The following is a 15,315-nucleotide window of genomic DNA, read 5'->3' on the forward strand; positions in this document are numbered from 1 at the left end:
TGAACCATGGATTTATCGGATGAAGCGGATCTGTCGGATTTCGGTGACGATTCCGTTTTGACGTAGGTGTTGACGCAAAAAGGGCCGCTCCTAAAACATAGGAGCGGCCCTTTTTGCGTTTAGTGGGCTGGTTATTTTAATTCAACCCGGTTGAGTTGTAGCGCGGCGGAGCGCTTGCTGGGGCGGCTGATGCCGATGATGGTTTTGGGCCCCAGCCAAGCGGTGAAGTCCTTCACATAGGCTAGTTGCTTGTCGTCGGCCACGTTCAGCTTGAGGCGCTGCGGGGCCGAGGCCACGCCGCTCAGCACCGGTAGGTGGCGCAGGTACAGGTCCGACTTACCGGCCAGGGTTTCCAGCGTCACCAGCTGGACTTCTTCGTTGAACACCGCCGCCCGGAAGCCAATGCCCGTGTAGCTGTCGATGGCCGGGGCCGTCTGGTCCTTGGCTATCAGCTTGTGCCAGCTCGGCCGGGCAAAGCTGTTGTAGCCAAACGCGTGGATTTCGCGGGCGTGCACTGGTAGTTCGGGGCCCCCTTCCTCGTAGTGGCGCTCGGCCAGTACCACCAGGTTTTTTTCGGGTGTGAGAAGTAGGTCGGCCAGGTAGATGTCCTCCAGTTGCTTGGGTGTCGGGGCCCCGGTGGCCTGCCCCACAGCGGCCAAATAAGCAGCGTCGAAGGGTACTTCGTCGCTCAGCTTGATGTCGTTTTTGTCGAAATCGAACCGCACTACTTTCAGGCCCGTCAACTCGCCCGAATCGTAGTCGGCCACCAGCGCGGCGGCGTAGAGTTGGCCGTCGGGCAGCAGCTTGAACCGCGCATCGCGGATGCGGATGGTGCGGCCCCCAAAAATGCCCCCTACCGGCACGCCCAGCACCGGCACCGGCGTGGCCTGCGTGGGCGCATCGGGCGTGGCCGGGTAGCGGCGCACGGTCAGCTTGCTCATGCCGTCGCTGAGCATGGTTACGAGCTGGGCCCCGTCGTTGGCCACCAGCACGTTGGGCGAGAAAAAGTCGCGCGTAGACCGGAAATCGTAGGTCCGGCTCAGCACCTTGCCCAGCTTCTGGTCGAACAGCGTCGCGTCGAGGGCCTTGATTTGCGCCTCGCGGGTTTGGTAGGCGAAGGCCAGCAGGTGCGTGCCATCGGGCGAAATGGCCACGCCCGGGCGGCGGTCGCGGGCGGGGGCCGCCACCAGCACCACCGGGGGCCCCGGCTGGCCGTTGCGCAGGCCCACCGGGTGCACGGTCAGGTTCTGGCCGCTTTCGTCGGTGTGGTGCAGCACTACCCAGGCCTGCTCGGGGCCCAGCCCGAAGGCTTCTGCCGTTTCGCCTGGGGCCACGGGCAGGGCGGCTTCCCACTGCTTTTTCAGGGCCTGGTCGTAGCGCTCCACGGCGTAGCCGCCGTTGGCCTGGTGGGCCAAAATGATGAAGCCGCTGCCATCGGCCAGAGGCAGCGTTTTGACGGGTACCCGACTGTCGTAGCGGTCGGCTCCCTGTTCGGGCTGGTAGCTGAACGGAACGGATTTGATCTTTTGGGCCCGAGCAGGCGCCGCTGCAATTAGCAGCCCCGCCGCGGCCAAAATAGCGCCAATTCGATGATATCGCATGTAGTGAAAATTAGATTAATACAGGAAAGCCCGTCCGTGCCTTTGGGCCTGTACGCCAAATGTAGTGCTTGCTTAGGGCCCGTACGGCATATAAGCACGGCGCCCGGGGGCCTTGAGGTGGCAATAAAAAGGTAGCATAAACGCAACTGACACAATTAAACTTTCGTATATCGGCACCGTTTAAGGGATAATTCAAATGCGTGCGCCTTTCTAGCAAACAGCGTAACTTGCCAATGCAAAGACTACCTATTGATTTACAAGTTGATTGATTGTAAATATTCCAAGAATTATTCTTTCCATGCCGAAAGGCATTCTACTATATGAAAACCATAGGAAAACTTTTTCTGCTCCTCAGTTTCGTGGTTATCGGGCGCTGGTCACGCCCCAACCCACACGTTACCGTCGCTACTTTCTCCGAATTGATGGCCTCCGCCAACCACCGTTCCCTGAGTACCAGCAATCCCGTGGTGCTGGTGCGCAATGGCTCGCAACAAACGCCCATTACCAGCGTCCTGGCCCTGTTTTAACCAAAAAAGCGGCTCCCATCGGAGCCGCTTTTCTTTTGGCCTGTTTTTTAGCTGATTCTGCTCCAGTTCACGGCGGTGGCGGGCAGGCTGTCGATGTGGTGGCGGATGTTGCCGTTTTCAGGCCGCGCCAAGTCCGGGTCCTCCGCCAGCAGCGACTGCGCGGCGGCGCGGCTCTCGCTGAGAATGCGCCCGTCTTTGGCCAGGTCGGCGATGAGCAGGTCGAGCACGCCGCTTTGCTGGGTGCCCATCAGGTCGCCGGGGCCCCGGAGCTTCAGGTCGATGTCGGCAATCTCGAAGCCGTTGCTCGTACGCACCATCGTTTCGAGACGAGTGCGGGCATCCTTGCTCAGCTTGAAGCCCGACATGAGGACGCAGTAGCTCTGGTCGGCCCCGCGGCCTACGCGGCCCCGCAGCTGGTGCAGCTGCGAGAGGCCGAACCGCTCGGCCGACTCAATCACCATCACCGACGAGTTGGGTACGTTCACGCCCACCTCAATTACAGTGGTGGCCACCATAATCTGGGTTTCCTGCTTCACGAAGCGGGCCATTTCAAAGTCCTTCTCTTCGGCCTTCATGCGTCCGTGCACCATGCTGATTTGCATTTCCGGGAAGGCGCGCGTTACGCTCTCGTAGCCGTCGGTCAGGTCTTTGTAGTCCAGGGTTTCCGACTCCTCAATCAGCGGATACACGATGTAGGCCTGCCGGCCCAGCTTCACCTGCTGGCGAATGAACTCGAACACCTTCAGGCGGTTGGTGTCGTAGCGGTGCACCGTCACGATGGGTTTGCGGCCAGCCGGTAGCTCGTCAATCACGCTCACGTCGAGGTCGCCGTACAGCGTCATGGCTAGGGTGCGCGGGATGGGCGTGGCCGTCATCACCAGCACGTGCGGGATGACGTGCGGGTTTTTCTGCCACAATTTTGAGCGCTGCGCTACCCCGAAGCGGTGCTGCTCGTCCATAATCGTCAGGCCCAGATTGCGGAACTGCACCACATCCTCCAGCAGCGCGTGGGTACCCACCAGCATGTGCATGGTGCCGTTGCGCAGCTCCTCATGCAGCACGCGGCGCTGGGCCGTGCGGGTGCTGCCTGTGAGCTTGCCCAGGTGGATGCCTAGCGCGTCGGCGTACACCTTCAGGCCCTGGTAGTGCTGGTCGGCTAATATTTCGGTGGGGGCCATCAGGCAGCTTTGGGCCCCGTTATCGGCCGCCATCAGCATGGCAATGAAGGCCACAATGGTTTTGCCCGAGCCCACGTCGCCCTGCAACAGCCGGTTCATCTGCTGGCCGGTGCAGAAATCCTTATAAATGTCGTGGATGACCCGCTTTTGGGCCCTTGTGAGGTCAAAGCTCAGGTGGTTGTTATAAAAGTCGACCAGCGTGGGCACCAAGTTGAAAATCTGGCCGGCCAGCGTCACCTTGCGCTGGTCTTTCTGGCGCAGCAGCTTGAGCTGGATGTAGAATAGCTCCTCGAACTTGAGCCGGAACCGCGCCGCCGCCAGCAGGTCCGGGGTCTGCGGGAAGTGAATCTGCTGCATCGCCTGGGCCTTGCCCATCAGCGCGTACTGCTCGACGAGGGCCGGCGAGAGCGTCTCGCTCACGTGCGGCAGGGCAATTTTCAGCAAATCGCCCACCATCCGCATGATGGCCTTGCTGTCCACGCGGTGGTAGTTTTTGAGCTTCTCGGAGGTGTTGTACACCGGCTGCAAAAAGCTCTGGCCGGCCTTGGCCTCGGTCACTTCTTCCAACTCGGGGTGGGCCATCTGGGGCCGCCCGTTGAACATCGTGGGCTTGCCAAACAGGATGTACTCCTTCTGGTTCTGCACAATTTGCTGCATCCACTTGATGCCCTTGAACCACACCAAGTCCAGGTCGCCGCTGGCGTCGCTCAGCGTGGCCGTGAGGCGCTGTTTGGGACCCTCGCCCACCAGCTGGCGGTTGCGCAAAATGCCCTTCACCTGCACGTAAGGCAAGTCCTCGTGCAAATCGACGACGTTGTAGAACTGCGTCCGGTCGAGGTAGCGGAACGGGTAGCGCTGGATCAGGTCGCCGTAGGTGAACAGGCCCAACTCCTTGCCCAGCAGCTGCCCCCGCTGGGCCCCCACGCCCCGCAAAAACTCCAGCCGGGTATTGAAGAAACTCATTTCATTTAACAATTAACATTTATCATTTATCATTTATCATTTAACAATCATACAATTAATTCTTTAACAGCCATTAGAACGGCCAAAAAACAGCCTTTTTGTCACCAAAAGCAATGTTAAATGTTAATTGATAAATATTAAATGATCAGCGGTATTTCAACGTGTTCAGCATCTGTACCATGTCGGTTTTCACGTACTCAATCACCGGGGCCAGCGAGTCGTTGGCGGTGGCGGTTTGGAAGTACAGGGCCCCGCGCAAAAAGTGCTTGGTGCTGTCGGTAGTATAAAACTGGAACTGGCTCGGCACTTCGCCCTGTAGCTCGAACACCGAGGCGCGCATGCCGTTGGGCATCTTCAAAATTCGCTCGTCGATGGCCGTGGCCTTCACCTGGTGCTTGCCGGTGAGCCTGCGAGCGTCCTCCATCATCTTGTTGTAGAGGCGCCGGTCGCGGGCCACGTCCATGTACGTAATCTGCACGTTGGCATGTAGTTGCGGGTAGTAAATGTTCAGCCAGTGCGGCTGCGCCATGTACGACGAGTCGCGCTTCACCACCGCAGACTGCGAGTAGTCAAACGTGTAGGGGTGGCCGCCGGGCAGGGGCCGGTAGCGGTGGGGCGGCAGCACGATGCGGTTGTAGCCCTTGGGCTTGGGCGTGAAGTCAGGTGCGGCTGTGCAAGCGGCCAGCCCTAGGGCCAGGGCCCCCAGCCAAGCCAGCCGGCCGGCGAAGCGCGGCAAAAAAGTAGAATGTATCACGGATTGCTGTTAGTGGTCGCCGCCGTTCAAAGGTACTCCCGCCCCGCCGCAACGAAAAAAGCCCCAGCGCAGTGCCAGGGCTTTTCAGAAATGAGACGGGCGCACAGCTAAAACGGCAGCTGGTCCAGCTCCGGCTCCTGCCGGAAGCTGACCGCTGGCTCGGCCACCGCGGCTGGGGCCCCGGGCGAACCGCCCGGCCGGGCCCCCAGCATCGAAATCTCATCGGCGATGATTTCGGTGATGTAACGGGTTTGCTGGTCCTTGTCCTGGTACTGGCGGGTGCGCAGCTTGCCTTCAATATACACCTGCTGGCCTTTTTTGAGGTATTTGTCGGCCATTTCCGCCAGGCCACGCCAGGCGGAAATGTTGTGCCACTCGGTGCGCTCCACGCGCGTGCCTTGCTTGTCTTTGAAATACTCGTTGGTGGCGAGCGTGAAATGCGCTACGCTCACGCCGCCTTCCAGGTGCCGCACCTCGGGATCTTTGCCCAGGTTGCCTACTAAAATTACTTTGTTTACTCCGGCCATGACGGTAGGGGCTAAAATGGTAAAATGCGTTTTACCTCGCAGAGATTAAGGTGCTATAAAAGTACGCACCGGAAACAAATTTACCAAATTAATTAGCAATAATATTTTAATTTTTGCCCAAATAATTGGCAATGAGCTGCGGCTTGGGCAGCGCTTCGATTTCGGCCGGCGAGTAGGCCCGCAGGCCCGTATCGGCTAGGGCCGTGGCCGGCAGGGCCCCCGCCAGCCACACGGTGTGGAAGCGCGCTTCCAGCTTCTGGTGGCTCAGCACGTGCTTGAGTAGGGGCGGGGGCCCCGGCTCGGCCGCGAGGCGGGTATCGAGCCGGCCGCCCAGGGCCTCCACGTGGCGCAGCACCTCGGCCGCACCCAGCTTCAACCCCGCGGTTTCGACTACCGCAAAGTCGTACAGGCCCTGCCAAATATCTTTTGCGCCGCGCTTTTTCAGGTACATAGCCTCGCCGTGGCGCAGCACCAAGTAGTGCAGGTAGCGCACACGCGCCGCCTTGGCCTTGCTCTTCACCGGCAGCAGCGCTACCTGCCCGTGCTGAAACGCCCAGCAGCTGTGTTGCAGCGGGCAAAACAGGCAGTCGGGCCGCGCCGGGGTGCATTGCAGGGCCCCAAACTCCATGATGGCCTGGTTGAAATCGGCGGGCGTACTGGCCGGAATGTGCTGGTCGGCCAGGGCCTGGAATTCCTTGCGCGAGGCCGGCGCGGCAATGTCGGAATGTAGGCCGAAAATGCGCGCCAGCACCCGGTACACGTTGCCGTCGAGCACGGCCACCGCCTCGCCGAAGGCAAACGAGGCAATGGCCGCCGCCGTGTAGGGCCCCACGCCGCGTAGCTTCAGCAGGCCGGCGTAGGTGGTCGGGAACAGGCCATCGTATTCCTGCACCACTTGCTGAGCCGTGTGGTGCATGTTGCGGGCCCGGGAGTAGTAGCCCAGGCCCTGCCACAAGCGCAGCACTTCCTGCTCGGGGGCCCTGGCTAGGGCCTGCACCGTGGGGTAGGCGGCCAAAAAGGCTTCGTAGTAGGGGAGGCCCTGCGCCACGCGGGTTTGCTGGAGAATAACTTCGGACAGCCAGATGGCGTATGGATCGCGGGTGCGCCGCCAGGGCAAGTCGCGGTGGTGGCGGGGGTACCAGGCCAGCAGCGCGGCGGCCAATACGGAAGGTTGGCGGGTGAGATTAGCCAAGATTTTGAGGACGAATAAATTGGGCCGGGGCCCCGATTGCAATGGATGGTTGGTAAAAACCAAAAAAGAAGCTACCTTTGTGGCCCGATTTCATAAGCGAATCGCCTACCGGGCAAGGGCTTACGCGGAGAGCGGGAATTTTTATTGCCCAGATTCTTATTTTTTTTACCCTAAGTACCTAACCAACGTGACCAAAGCAGAGGTAATCGCCGAAATTTCGCAGAAAACCGGCATCGAGAAAGCAGATGTATTGATGACTGTAGAAGCCTTCTTCAAAGTGGTGAAGGATTCGATGACCGAGGGCAACAACATCTACGTGCGCGGCTTCGGTTCTTTCGTTAACAAGAAGCGCGCCCGTAAAGTGGCCCGCAATATTTCGAAAAACACGTCGCTCATCATTGAGGAGCACTACATCCCGAGCTTCAAGCCGTCGAAAACCTTCGTGGCTAAAATTAAAAATAGCAAGAAAGTAAAAGCCACGGCTGCCAAAGCTTAGGCTTCAGTTGTTGATCACTAGCTAATTACCGGCTGTGCCGCCGGTGTCTTTCCACAACTGGGAAGCCCGGCGGCCGGCTATTTTCTATGGCTACCACCGCCTCCCGTCCCGCTGCTCACCAAGTATTGGTCCTAGTCCTCGCTTTGGCGTTGATTGGTGGCTTATTTGTGCTTCCCAAAGGCATTGTGAAGCCCAAGGAAGGGAAGGCGGAACTGACCCAAGATGCGGCCCGCACGGCCAACCGCGACGGTGGCGGCCCGGCCACCAACGGCTCCAAAGCCGATGCGTCGTCGGGCCCCGTATCGGCCGAGGCCGGGCCTACCACCTCCCCGGAAGGCCCCACGGCCGCCGCCCCCCACACCGCGGCCACCCCGGTGCAGCGCCAGGAGCTGAACCGTTTGCTGGGCCAATTTACCAAAGCCGGCACCTCAGCCCAAAAAGCTGAGGCCGCCACGCTACTGGCCCGCCGCTACGAGAACGTGCAGCGCTTCGACAGCGCGGGCTATTACTACGAGCAGGTGGCGGCGGCGCAGCCGGGGCCCCAGGCGTTGCAGCAGGCGGCCGATGCTTATTTTCAGGCGTTTAGCTTTGCTTCGTCGGATGAGCGCATCAAGCTGCTCGGCGGCAAGGCCCGTGATTTGTACACCAAAGTATTGGCCAAGAGTCCTGACAACCTCGACGCCAAGACCAACCTGGGCATGACATACATGGCCTCCGACAACCCCGTGAAGGGCGTGACGCTGCTACGCGAGGTGTTGGCTGCCGACCCCAAAAACGAAAGAGCGCTGTACGACTTGGGCATCTTGGCCGTGCAAAGCAACCAGTACGACAAAGCCGTGGAGCGCTTCCAGCAGTTGGTGAAAGTGAATCCCAAAAATGTGAATGCCCAGTTTTACCTGGGCGTGACCTCGGCCCGGACGGGGGCCAAAGAACAGGCCCGCGCCGCCTTCCTGACGGCTAAAAGCCTCAGTGCCGACCCGGCTCTGGCTGCATCGGTCGAGGAAGAGCTGGCTAAATTGAAATAACTACCCTAATCCTAATAACCTAACCCACAAGCATATGCCCTGCGGTAAAAAACGTAAACGCCATAAAATTGCCACCCACAAGCGCAAGAAGCGCCTGCGCAAGAATCGCCACAAGAAGAAGTAAGCCGCCCCTCGGGGTGCTTTGGTAGTTGGTGGTTTCTACCCGAAATCTGCCGGCTACCCATCTCTCACAGTAGCCTCCCGGATGCGGCGGGTGTTTGCTTTTCCCGTGGCTCGCGAGGGAAGTCAGAACTTTTGGTTCTGGCTTCCCTCTTGCTGGTTCTGGGGTATCGCTATATATCCGTCCATTGGAGCTACTTTAACCAAACAAGACATTGAGTAATGAATTAGTAATTAATTCTACTCAGGAAGGCGAACGGATTGCGCTGTTGCAGGATAAGCGGCTCATTGAGTACCACTTCGACCGCAACGACACCAATTATTCGGTGGGCGATATCTTCCTGGGCACGGTGAAAAAGGTGATGCCCGGCCTCAACGCGGCTTTCGTGGACATTGGCTACGAAAAGGACGCGTTTCTGCACTATGGCGACTTGGGCGAGCAATACCCCTCGTTCACAAAGTGGGCGCGGACCGTGCAAAGCGGCCGGACCGCCGCTGCCAGTCTCGATCAGTTCACGTTTGAGCCGCCCCTCGAAAAAGTGGGCAAGGCCGATAGTGTGTTCAAAAAAGGCCAGCAAATTGTGGTGCAGGTCATCAAGGAGCCCATCTCCACGAAGGGGCCCCGGGTGAGCACCGACATTTCGATGGCGGGCCGTTACCTCGTGCTGATGCCGTTTTCGAACACGATCAGCGTGAGCAAGAAAATTGTGAGCAAAGCGGAGCGCGACCGGCTCAAGCGCCTCATCGCTAGCATTAAGCCCGAAAATTTTGGCGTCATCATCCGCACCGTGGCGGAAGGGCGCGATGTGGCCGAGCTGGATAAGGACATGCAGGACATGGTGGGCAAGTGGGAGCAGCTTTACACCACGCTGCGCACCGCTAAGCCCAATGACAAGGTGCTGGGCGAGCTGGGTCGTACGTCGTCGATGCTGCGCGATATGCTCAACGAGTCGTTCGACAGCATTTTGGTCGATGCCCCGGCCATGTACGAGGAGATGCGCGACTACTTGCAGAAGATTGCGCCCGATAAGCTCGGGTTGCTGAAGCTGCACAACACTAAGGTCAAGATTTTTGAGCAAACGGGCATTGAGAAGCAGCTTAAAACGCTGTTTGGCAAGACTGTAACCGTGCCCGGTGGCGGCTACCTCGTTATCGAGCATACCGAAGCCCTGCACGTCATCGACGTGAACTCGGGCAGCAAAAGCAACCAGGAGAACGATCAGGAAGCTACGGCTTTGATGATTAACCTGCTGGCGGCCAAGGAAGTAGCGCGGCAGCTGCGCCTGCGTGACATGGGCGGAATTATTGTAGTAGACTTCATTGACATGCGCGCCGCCGAAAGCCGCAAAAAGGTGGAAGATGCCGTGCGCGACGTGATGAAAGCCGACAAGGCCAAGTTCACGGTACTGCCCTTGACCAAGTTCGGGCTGCTGCAAATCACGCGGCAGCGCGTGCGGCCGGCTGAAACCATTATAACCGGCGAGGTGTGCCCCACCTGCGGCGGTACGGGCCGTATTTCGGCCTCCATCCAGGTAACGGATGATATCGACAACAGCATCGACGACTTGCTGGTGGCCCAGAACCAGTCGGGCCTCACGCTGTCGGTGCACCCCTTCTTGTACGCCTATTATACCAAAGGCTTGGTTTCGCGCCAGATGAAGTGGTATCTGAAATACTACAAGTGGGTGAAATTGGTGAAAGACAGTAGCCTGGGCCTCACCGATTACCGGATTGAGGACGAGCGCGGTGAGGAAATCCAGCTTCGCTCAATGGCCGCGGCCATGAGCAAGGTGCAAGACCGGGAAATTGAATTTACCGACTAGGGCCGCAGATTTCGCTGATTCGTCTATCAAAAAAAGCCCCGGCTGCATTTGCAGCCGGGGCTTTTTGACGGGCGTTCTTCAGCTTAAAAAATCAGTAAAATCACGGTTAATCAGAAGAATCAGTGTTTAGAATTTCATGCCTAAATCCAGGGCGAACACGTTGTTTTTGATCGTAACGTCGCTGAAGTCTCGAGTTTTTTCGAAGTAATGGTCAAGGTTGACCAGGCCGCGGTGGTAGCTCAGGCCCGCTAGCAACTTGGTGCTGTGGCCCAACTGGTACTCTACCCCGGCTCCTAATAGGGCGTTGAGGTCGAGGGCGAAGACGTGCTCCGAAGCCTTGGTTTCGTTGTTATTATCGTACGGATCTTGGTAGAATTTTTCGTTGTTGACGCGGGTGGCGATGGGAACGGCTAATGAGCCACCAAGTTGAAAATATAGCCGGGTAGCGGGTGCCAACTCATTAGTAAAGAGCTTGAGTGTGACGGGAAGCTCAAGGTATTGGGTCGCAATTTTCTGGTTGACCCGGACTGGCGTGGTGCCCACCACACCGCCGACCGTGGCGTGGTCGGTATACGAAACTGTGCCGCCCTTTCCCATTAGCGCCAGGCCGGTGCCAAACGCATAGTTTTCGCCGAAGAAATAATCCACAATCAGGGCCCCGCCGAAGCTGAACTTGCTGCTTTCGTTGGTGAAGGCGGTGGACGATGGCGATTCAGCTCGCAAATAGGTGATGGAAGGGGATATCTTGACCCCGATTTCGACTTGGGCGGAGGCTGCCGTAGCGCTAGCCGTGATGACTGATAACACGAGGAATAATTTCTTCATAAGCTGGGAAGTAAAAGAATGCGGGAATGATTGTGGGCCCGGGCCATTGTTGTGGCTATTTTTACACAAAAGTAGAAACGCGTGGATAAGAAAAGAATTGCCAAACGAGGGCTCTGGCCTATTGTGCTGGCCGCTGGGCTGGCCTTGACGGGCTGCGGCCAGAGCCAACCCGCTGGTTGCCGACCCGATGCCGCCGCCGATGCCCCTATGCCCGCCGTACAAGTGCAACGGCTGGAAGCTGCGTTTTTTAAAATTCAGGGCCCCGGCGGCGCGATGGCGTTTATGAACGCGCACCCGGCGTTTGCGCGCTTTTACTTGCAGCGGCGCACGGCTACTGATACCACCGGGACTACTGCTTTGGCCCGCCTCGCGGCCGAGCCACACCTGCGCGAATTGGCCCAGCAAACGGCCACCGCCTTTCCAGATAGTGCTGCTTTGGGCCGCGACCTGGGGGCCCTGTTTGGACGGGTGAAGTATTACTTTCCGGGGTTTCAGGCCCCGCGTGCAGCCACGTTTGTAAGTGGGTTTGAGGGCAAGGATATCTTTGTAAACGACAGTTTGCTGGTGCTGAGCCTCGACTGGTTTGCGGGGCCCCAGGCCAAGTTCCGGCCGGTAGAAATGCCCAAGTACATCTTGCGCAACTATACGCCAGCCAACTTGATGCCATCCCTTGCGCTGCGTGTGGCTACTAAGTATAATCGCCACGAGCTGACCGCCAACACCATGCTCGACGCCATGGTGAGCGGCGGCAAAGCCCTGTATTTTGCTGGCCGCGTACTGCCCTGCACGCCCGATTCGCTGTTATTGGGCTTTACCGGGAAGGAAGTAGTGGGCGTGACTGCCAATGAGGGTAAGATATGGGCTCACTTTCTGGAGCAAAACCTGCTGTACAACACCACGCCTTTCACCATCCAGAAGTATGTGGGCGAGCGGCCCAACGTGCCCGAGATTGACGCTACCTGCCCCGGCCGGGTGGGCCAGTGGGTAGGCCTGCAGATTGTGCGCAAATACATGAACGACCATCCCAACGTGACCCTGGCCCAACTCATGGCCGAGCGCAGCGCGCAGAAGCTGCTAAATGAATCGCACTACCGGCCCAAACGGTAATAAGCAAGCAGTAACGAGCAAGTGGGCGAATGAGCGAATAGATGCCATATACACGGCCTGTTGCTCATTCACGCAGCCACTCATTCGCCCACTTATCCATTGATTTCGTGCACATTGCCGTCTTCAGCCAGTACCACACCAACCCCGATTGCCCGGCCACTAGCCGGCACTACGCGCTGCTGGCCCACATTGCCCAGGCGCACCGGGTAACGCTGCTGACCACGCCCACCTGGCGCGGGCAACGGCTGACGCACGAGTTTCCGTGGGTGCCGGCCGGGGTGGAAATCTGCGAAGCCAGCATCCCGTACGACAACAAAATGGGCCCCGCGCGCCGGGCTCTGGCGTTTGCGCAGTACGCGGCATGGGCCGTGCGGGCAGGGCTGCGCATGGAAAAGCCCGACGTTATCTGGGGCATCAGCACGCCCCTGACGGCGGCCTGGGCGGCGGCGCAGGTGGCGCGCTGGCGGGGGGTGCCGTGGGTGTTTGAGGTACAGGATTTGTGGCCGGCGTTTCCGGTGGCGATGGGAGCCGTGCCCACGGCCCTGGCCCGGCAGCAGCTGTTTGCGCTGGAGAAGCGCTTGTACCACAGTGCTCAGCACATTCTGCCGCTCTCGCCCGACATGGCGCGCTACGTGATGGACCGGGGCGTGGCCGCCGAGAAAGTCACCACCGTGCTCAATGGCACTGACCTGGACCTCGCGGCCCGGGCCACGCTGGTGGCCGTGGCGGCGCTACAGCGGGCGCAGGGTTTGGAGGATAAAAAAGTAGTGCTTTACGCCGGCACCTTCGGCCGGGCTAATGACATTCCGACGCTGATAGCTGCCGCGGAAACGTTGGTGGCGGCCGACCCTGATGCGGTGTGGCTATTCCTGGGCCACGGCTACTATGAGCCGCTGGTGGCGGCGGCGGCGGCGCGCTGGCCGGGGCGCATCCGGCTGGTGGGCGGGCAGCCGCGCCACGCGGTGTTCGCCTGGTTCGGGCTGGCCGATGTGGCAGTGGTGTCGTTCCTGAACTTGCCAGTGCTCGATGCTAACTCGCCCGCCAAGCTCTACGATGCGCTGGCGGTGGGCACGCCGGTGGTCGTCACTAACCAAGGCTGGACCAAAATGCTGGTCGAAACCCACGGCTGCGGGTGGTACGCTCCGGCCGGCAATGCCCCACAGCTGGCCGCTCGCTTGCGCGAGCTATTGGCCCAGCCCGCGCAGCTGCAAGCGGCTGGCCAGCGTGGCAGAATCCTGGCCATTAAAGAGTTCAACCGGCAACAACTGGCCGCGGTAGTGCAGCGGGTACTGGAGAATGCGGTGGCCTAATGGCCCGCTGCCGGGGCCCCAGGTGCAGCTTTGTGGACTTGCTTGGCGCCGGACTTGGGCTCTGCCGCCTTGGCTGGGACGAGGCCAGCCAGCGGCGATATGTTCTTTTCGAAATACATACAGCTGGGCGCCAGCGGGCAGATGCCGCACTTGGGGCTGCGGGCCACGCAGGTGTAGCGGCCGTGCAGAATCAGCCAGTGGTGGGCCTTGGGGATGAGGGCCTGGGGGATATGGCGAACCAGGCCTTTCTCAACGGCCAGGGGCGTGGTGGCGGTTTTGGGCACCAGGCCCAGGCGGTGCGATACCCGAAATACGTGGGTATCAACGGCCATGGCGGGCTGGTTGTAGATGACGGACACCACCACGTTGGCCGTTTTGCGGCCCACGCCGGGCAGGCGCTGCAACTCGTCGAGCTGGCTGGGTACCTCGCCGCCGAAGTCTTCCGTTAGCATCCGGCCCAGCCCGGCGAGGTGCTTGGCCTTGTTGTTGGGGTACGAAACGCTGCGGATGAAGGGAAAAACCTCGTCGGCCGTAGCGGCACCGAGGGCGGCGGGGGTGGGGAAGGCCGCCAGCAGCGCCGGCATCACCAGGTTCACGCGCTTGTCGGTGCACTGGGCGCTCAGCACCACGGCCACGATGAGCTCGTAGGGGTTGCGGTACACTAGCTCGGTTTCGGGGGCCGGGAAGTGGACAGCGAAGTAATCGAGGAAGAAACGAAACCGCTCGGGACGGGTCATAAACGAAGAATTGGGGCGGCCAGTAAGCAAAAAACCATCCCAGGCGCTGCGGTGGGCGGCGCTTGGGATGGCAAAGGTCGGGCGAAATCCCGAGGCCTAACGGCTGGCTGGAAACGTGCGCGAGTATTCTAAAATACGGGCCGATACCGCCGGTCGGGGCTCGTAGCGCAGGGCGTTGAGGGTGCGCTGGGCCAATAGCAGATCGGCGCAGGCGGTGGCCAGCTCGGGGTCGTGCTGAAGAGCTTCTTCTATTTCAGGCAAGGCACTAGCTGGCAATTCGTTGTACACGTAGCGCAGCAGGGTCGTATAGGGTAAGGTTTGAATCATAGTAAGGTGGGTTTACGGCCATTTTCTTCCGTAGGTTTATCAGGGCGTAGCGCATCCGGCCGAGGGCCGTATTAATGCTCACCCCGGTGGCATCGGCAATCTCCTGGAAGCTCAGGTCGCCGTAGTGGCGCATGAGCAGTACTTCTTTCTGGGCCGGCGGCAACTCCTGGATGAGCGCGCGCAGACGGCTGTGGGTTTCTTCGCGGGCCAGGGCATCGTCGGCCCCTTCTTCCGAGTGGGCGAGCGAATTGGCCAGGGGCCCATCGCCGTCGAGGCTGAGGTGGGGCACGCGCTTACCGCGGCGAAAGGCGTCGATGGCCAGGTTGTGCGCGATGCGGCACAGCCAGGGTCCGAATTTGCCTTCGTCGTTGTAGCGGCCACTTTTCAGCACGTGGATGGCTTTGATGAATGCGTCTTGAAGGAGGTCTTCGGCCACGTCTTCGTCGCGCACGATGAGCAGGATGGTCGTGAAAGTGCGGCTTCGGTGCCGCTCAAGCAGCAGCGCGAAGGCGGATTCCTGGCCAGCCAGGTAAAGCGAAACGAGCGCGGAATCGCTCAGCTGCATGGATTCCATAAAGGACTACGGATAAGGGGAACGTAGAGCTTGAACCGATAGTATGCAGCTTTAGAGACTAGAGGAAATAAAACGGAAGATACCGGTTATAAACAGAACGTTGCAAACGGTTGCCAAATGTAGCGGCGCGTGCACGGCATCCGCAAGGTGGCCGGAGTAAAATGACAAAATATTTTTGGAAACAGGCGCAACCTTCCTGAAAACTTCACGTCGGCCCCCAGCGCATACC

15 protein-coding genes are annotated in these 15,315 nt (G+C 59.6%); 6 read left to right on the forward strand and 9 right to left on the reverse strand.

The window, feature by feature from the left end; genetic code table 11:
• Nucleotides 1–131 precede the first annotated feature (131 nt).
• Entirely contained in the window at nucleotides 132–1,601 is a 1,470-nt protein-coding gene (locus DDQ68_RS18375) for a hypothetical protein (protein ID WP_162550237.1), read from the reverse strand.
• A gap of 320 nt (nucleotides 1,602–1,921) precedes the next feature.
• Here DDQ68_RS18375 and DDQ68_RS23075 point away from each other — a divergent pair, with 320 nt between their 5' ends.
• Complete coding sequence (locus tag DDQ68_RS23075) at nucleotides 1,922–2,128, forward strand: hypothetical protein (protein WP_162550238.1); 207 nt, start codon at nucleotides 1,922–1,924, stop codon at nucleotides 2,126–2,128.
• 47 nt (nucleotides 2,129–2,175) lie between these two features.
• Here the strand turns inward: DDQ68_RS23075 and recG are convergent, their stop codons facing one another.
• From recG to mutY, 4 genes are all read right to left on the reverse strand, one after another.
• Nucleotides 2,176–4,269: an ATP-dependent DNA helicase RecG gene (gene recG / locus DDQ68_RS18380; RefSeq protein ID WP_109657611.1), complete on the reverse strand. Its 2,094-nt coding sequence runs from the start codon at nucleotides 4,267–4,269 to the stop codon at nucleotides 2,176–2,178.
• Nucleotides 4,270–4,414: 145 nt separating this feature from the next.
• Complete coding sequence (gene gldD / locus DDQ68_RS18385) at nucleotides 4,415–5,023, reverse strand: gliding motility lipoprotein GldD (RefSeq protein WP_245897104.1); 609 nt, start codon at nucleotides 5,021–5,023, stop codon at nucleotides 4,415–4,417.
• A 107-nt stretch (nucleotides 5,024–5,130) separates the two neighbouring features.
• Nucleotides 5,131–5,550 carry a single-stranded DNA-binding protein gene (locus DDQ68_RS18390; protein ID WP_109657613.1) on the reverse strand — a complete coding sequence of 140 codons (420 nt, stop codon included), beginning with the start codon at nucleotides 5,548–5,550 and terminating at the stop codon, nucleotides 5,131–5,133.
• Nucleotides 5,551–5,656: 106 nt separating this feature from the next.
• The gene (mutY, locus tag DDQ68_RS18395) at nucleotides 5,657–6,742 is read right to left on the reverse strand and encodes an A/G-specific adenine glycosylase (RefSeq protein WP_245897105.1); all 1,086 of its coding nucleotides are present in this window, start codon (nucleotides 6,740–6,742) and stop codon (nucleotides 5,657–5,659) included.
• Between the two features lie 187 nt (nucleotides 6,743–6,929).
• On the opposite strand from mutY, the gene DDQ68_RS18400 reads away from it, so the two are divergent.
• The 3 genes from DDQ68_RS18400 (at nucleotide 6,930) to DDQ68_RS18410 (ending at nucleotide 10,206) form a co-directional block, all read left to right on the forward strand.
• Nucleotides 6,930–7,238 carry an HU family DNA-binding protein gene (locus DDQ68_RS18400; RefSeq protein ID WP_109658507.1) on the forward strand — a complete coding sequence of 103 codons (309 nt, stop codon included), beginning with the start codon at nucleotides 6,930–6,932 and terminating at the stop codon, nucleotides 7,236–7,238.
• A gap of 167 nt (nucleotides 7,239–7,405) precedes the next feature.
• On the forward strand, nucleotides 7,406–8,263 hold the full coding sequence (locus tag DDQ68_RS18405) for a tetratricopeptide repeat protein (RefSeq protein WP_162550239.1): 858 nt from the start codon (nucleotides 7,406–7,408) through the stop codon (nucleotides 8,261–8,263).
• A 335-nt stretch (nucleotides 8,264–8,598) separates the two neighbouring features.
• Complete coding sequence (locus DDQ68_RS18410) at nucleotides 8,599–10,206, forward strand: Rne/Rng family ribonuclease (protein WP_109657615.1); 1,608 nt, start codon at nucleotides 8,599–8,601, stop codon at nucleotides 10,204–10,206.
• Between the two features lie 126 nt (nucleotides 10,207–10,332).
• Here DDQ68_RS18410 and DDQ68_RS18415 read toward each other — a convergent pair whose 3' ends face one another.
• Nucleotides 10,333–11,031 (reverse strand): porin family protein, encoded by a 699-nt coding sequence (locus tag DDQ68_RS18415; RefSeq protein ID WP_109657616.1) that lies wholly within the window; start codon nucleotides 11,029–11,031, stop codon nucleotides 10,333–10,335.
• Between the two features lie 81 nt (nucleotides 11,032–11,112).
• On the opposite strand from DDQ68_RS18415, the gene DDQ68_RS18420 reads away from it, so the two are divergent.
• Together DDQ68_RS18420 and DDQ68_RS18425 are read left to right on the forward strand one after the other, a co-directional pair.
• The gene (locus DDQ68_RS18420; protein ID WP_109657617.1) at nucleotides 11,113–12,138 is read left to right on the forward strand and encodes a gliding motility protein GldB-related protein; all 1,026 of its coding nucleotides are present in this window, start codon (nucleotides 11,113–11,115) and stop codon (nucleotides 12,136–12,138) included.
• Between the two features lie 107 nt (nucleotides 12,139–12,245).
• Nucleotides 12,246–13,448 carry a glycosyltransferase family 4 protein gene (locus DDQ68_RS18425; RefSeq protein ID WP_109657618.1) on the forward strand — a complete coding sequence of 401 codons (1,203 nt, stop codon included), beginning with the start codon at nucleotides 12,246–12,248 and terminating at the stop codon, nucleotides 13,446–13,448.
• On the opposite strand, the gene nth is transcribed toward DDQ68_RS18425, so the two are convergent.
• The 3 genes from nth to DDQ68_RS18440 form a co-directional block, all read right to left on the reverse strand.
• Nucleotides 13,445–14,185: an endonuclease III gene (gene nth, locus DDQ68_RS18430; protein WP_109657619.1), complete on the reverse strand. Its 741-nt coding sequence runs from the start codon at nucleotides 14,183–14,185 to the stop codon at nucleotides 13,445–13,447. The genes DDQ68_RS18425 and nth overlap by 4 nt on opposite strands.
• Nucleotides 14,186–14,281: 96 nt before the next feature.
• Nucleotides 14,282–14,512 (reverse strand): hypothetical protein, encoded by a 231-nt coding sequence (locus DDQ68_RS18435; protein ID WP_245897106.1) that lies wholly within the window; start codon nucleotides 14,510–14,512, stop codon nucleotides 14,282–14,284.
• Complete coding sequence (locus DDQ68_RS18440; protein WP_109657621.1) at nucleotides 14,451–15,086, reverse strand: RNA polymerase sigma factor; 636 nt, start codon at nucleotides 15,084–15,086, stop codon at nucleotides 14,451–14,453. Before DDQ68_RS18440 ends, DDQ68_RS18435 begins: the two co-directional genes overlap by 62 nt.
• Nucleotides 15,087–15,315: the final 229 nt, after the last annotated feature.

This window comes from Hymenobacter nivis (genome assembly GCF_003149515.1).
Taxonomy (GTDB): Bacteria; Bacteroidota; Bacteroidia; order Cytophagales; family Hymenobacteraceae; genus Hymenobacter; species Hymenobacter nivis.

Excerpts from the sequence above, each read along its gene's own strand:
- DDQ68_RS18375 (WP_162550237.1), bottom strand. The coding sequence starts at position 1,601 with ATGCGATATCATCGAATTGGCGCTATTTTGGCCGCGGCGGGGCTGCTA.
- DDQ68_RS23075 (WP_162550238.1), top strand. The coding sequence starts at position 1,922 with ATGAAAACCATAGGAAAACTTTTTCTGCTCCTCAGTTTCGTGGTTATC.
- recG (WP_109657611.1), bottom strand. The coding sequence starts at position 4,269 with ATGAGTTTCTTCAATACCCGGCTGGAGTTTTTGCGGGGCGTGGGGGCC.
- DDQ68_RS18390 (WP_109657613.1), bottom strand. The coding sequence starts at position 5,550 with ATGGCCGGAGTAAACAAAGTAATTTTAGTAGGCAACCTGGGCAAAGAT.
- DDQ68_RS18415 (WP_109657616.1), bottom strand. The coding sequence starts at position 11,031 with ATGAAGAAATTATTCCTCGTGTTATCAGTCATCACGGCTAGCGCTACG.
- nth (WP_109657619.1), bottom strand. The coding sequence starts at position 14,185 with ATGACCCGTCCCGAGCGGTTTCGTTTCTTCCTCGATTACTTCGCTGTC.
- DDQ68_RS18435 (WP_245897106.1), bottom strand. The coding sequence starts at position 14,512 with ATGATTCAAACCTTACCCTATACGACCCTGCTGCGCTACGTGTACAAC.
- DDQ68_RS18440 (WP_109657621.1), bottom strand. The coding sequence starts at position 15,086 with ATGGAATCCATGCAGCTGAGCGATTCCGCGCTCGTTTCGCTTTACCTG.